This window comes from Nocardioides dubius (assembly GCF_039528155.1).
GTDB classification, from domain to species: Bacteria; Actinomycetota; Actinomycetes; order Propionibacteriales; family Nocardioidaceae; genus Nocardioides; species Nocardioides dubius.
Genome location: NZ_BAAALG010000012.1, coordinates 199979 through 202447 on the forward strand (window position 1 = coordinate 199979; position 2469 = coordinate 202447).

Genomic DNA, 2469 nt, shown 5'->3' on the forward strand with positions numbered 1-2469 from the left:
CGGGCGTTGCGTTGTGGGGTGGAGAGCTTCCGCACGGGGTTCGGCTTGGTGTCGCCGCCGCTGCCGTCGCTTCCGCCGGCGGCAGCGGTCCCGTCGCAGCAGGTGCGGGGGTTGCTGGCATGCCCGGTAGATGTCGAGGAGCGTTCTGTGCCGGTCGTGTCGTCACGCCTTCCGCCGGGGGCATCGTCGAAGGTGCCGTGGTGGGGATCGTGGCCGGGGCACTCCAGATCCCCGCACGACTCGTCGTAGGTGCCGTCCGTGTCGGGTGCGCAGCCGCAGGGTGCGGGGGTGAGGTGGTCGCGGCGTGGGTTGGTGATCGCGTTCAACGCAGTCGCGAGGCGGTTGGCGCAGCCGTCGGTGAGCAGGCCGCTGATGCGGGTGGTGCCGTCGCCTTGTGGCTTCAAGGTGAGCTGTTGCCGTTCGCGGGCGGAGCGCTCTTCGTCGGCGAGGCGTTTGCCTTCGACGGCTTCGGCGATGTCGGGGGCGACGATGTCGATGATGCGTTTGCCCATCCGGCGTAGGTCGTTGGGCCCGAACTCCTCGGCGTGCTCCACGAGGGTCCGTTCGGCGTCACGAACCACGGTGGCATCGAGATCATCCGGCAATGCATTCAAGGACCGCGTGATCTCCACCGACTGGGCCAGGTTGACGCGCCCTTCGCGGAGTGCGGCGTGCAGGTGCATCCACCGGCTGTCGAGCTCGCGAGCGATCCGTAGCTCGCGGGCCATGGTGCCGTGGGCCTGGTGCGTTTCGTGGGCGAGGTAGTCGCCGACATTGCGGGCGCCGTGGGCGTCGGCCACGTCGAAGGAACACGCCAGGAGCCGGTAGTTCAACTCGGTCAACCGGGCCTGCAACACCGGCATCCGCAGCAGCACCGCTTCCTTCTCGGCAGTGCTGAGGTAGATCGGATTCGCGTCGCTACACGAGTCCAGTGCGGCCTCGATCGCCAACGTGGCTTGGCAGATCGCCTGCTGACTCAACGCCAGTGCGTCCTGCGCAACCGTCGCGGTGGGTGGATCGGATGGGGGAGTGATGCGTGGCATGTGCGCCTCCGAGAGGGGCGGCTCAGAGTGGGTTCCCGAGCACACGAATCACGCTACGAGTGACGTCCGACAGAAACCGGCGGGCGGCGTTGGAAGCCGTGGGTCGGGGGTGGTTGGGGGGTGTTCTGGGCGGTCGTGGCGGTGGGTGGTTCTGGTGGGTGTGGGTGTCCGCGCTGGTGGGGTGGCTGGGGTGTCGGAGGGGTGTGGGTTGTGCACAGGTTGGGGTGGAGGGGTTTCGGTGGGCGTCGGGGGTGCTTACTCTCGTGGGGAGCGTTGACTTGGGGCGACGTCTCTCGGAAGGTCCAGGCGGATGGTGCGACGCGGTAGTTCGGGCGCGGCGTGGGTAGGTAGGTCGACGGGTTGGCCGTTGGCGTTGGTCGGTGTGGTGGCGGGTGTGGTGTTGCTGCTTGCGACAGCACTGTTGGTGGGTGGTTGTTCGGGTAGTGAGGCCGAGCAGCCTTCTGGGCCAGGGTCGCCGTCGGTGAGTGGTTCGCCCGGTGTGCCGTTGCCGTCGGGTTCGGAGTCGTCAGAGGCACCACCGTCGGTGGGTGTGCCGGTGCCGCCGTCAGCGATGAGGTCGGCGGATGAGGCGGGCGCGGAGGCGTTCGTGCGGCATTACTTCGTGTTGGTGAACTACGCGCAGGCGACGGGGGATCTGGAGCCGTTGCGGGCGGTGAGCGGCGCGGGGTGCTCGGCATGCCGAGGCGGGATCGAATCCCTGGAGAGGCTCGCGCGCAAAGGGCAGACGGTAATTGGTGGTGACTACTCGGTGGCTCGCGTCCGTTCAGTCGAAGGCCTGGGAGGTGGGCGGTTCGCTCTACGGCTGGTTGTCGACAGCACCCCTCAACGCGTTCTGAACAGCGCAGGAGATGAGGTTCGGCGGCATGCCGGTGCGCAGACGGATGTTGTGTTGGGGGTCCAAGCCCCTGGAGAATCGGGCGGTGCTTGGCGGGTCACACGTTGGAGCTTCGTGTGAAGGCCCGGGCAGTTGTATCTCTTGCGATCGTTCTCGTCGGCATGGGGTCTGCGGCGGCGGTCGCCGACGAATCCGTTGGCACTGGTGCGGGCGAGTTCATGGTCGGCGCCATCGAGGGCGCCCGAGAGGAGCAGCACAGCCCCGCCTCGAACGCATCGGAGGTGGGCCCGGTCGAACAATCTGGAGGCACTGAGCCTGCCTGCGACTCCAGCGACCCGTCGTGTGTGACCGATCCGGGGTGTGGGCTCGTGGTGGAGGCGTTGACGGTGGCGGGGTGTGTGCCGGGGGTGGATGAGGCCGGGGTGCCGGTGGTGGCGCGGGTGTCGTCGGGGTTGGTGTTGCGGGCGTTGCGGCGGGTGGGGCTTCCGGTTCCGGTGTTGGTGGTGCAGCCGCCGGGTGGTCGGACGTTGGTGAATCTGTCGACGTTGTTCTCGACGTCTGCGCCGCGGT

General features: G+C 68.0%; 2 protein-coding genes and 1 pseudogene. 2 read left to right on the forward strand and 1 reads right to left on the reverse strand.

Annotation, left to right across the window (positions count from 1 at the left end; all coding sequences use genetic code 11):
- On the reverse strand, nt 1–950 hold a 950-nt coding region (locus tag ABD151_RS17135), incomplete at its 3' end, for a DUF222 domain-containing protein (RefSeq protein WP_343996014.1).
- 403 nt (nt 951–1353) lie between these two features.
- Between ABD151_RS17135 and ABD151_RS21955 the strand changes: the two genes are divergently transcribed.
- Both ABD151_RS21955 and ABD151_RS17140 read left to right on the forward strand, forming a co-directional pair.
- Nucleotides 1354–2019, forward strand: coding sequence for a DUF6318 family protein (locus ABD151_RS21955; protein ID WP_415630161.1), 666 nt, complete (start codon nt 1354–1356; stop codon nt 2017–2019).
- Nucleotides 2016–2469 (forward strand): annotated as a pseudogene (locus ABD151_RS17140) (hypothetical protein); the annotation flags it as partial. The gene ABD151_RS21955 and the pseudogene ABD151_RS17140, both read left to right, overlap by 4 nt.

What these genes read in the sequence shown, in the direction of transcription:
- ABD151_RS21955 (WP_415630161.1), top strand. Translation starts at nt 1,354, where the DNA reads ATGGTGCGACGCGGTAGTTCGGGCGCGGCGTGGGTAGGTAGGTCGACG.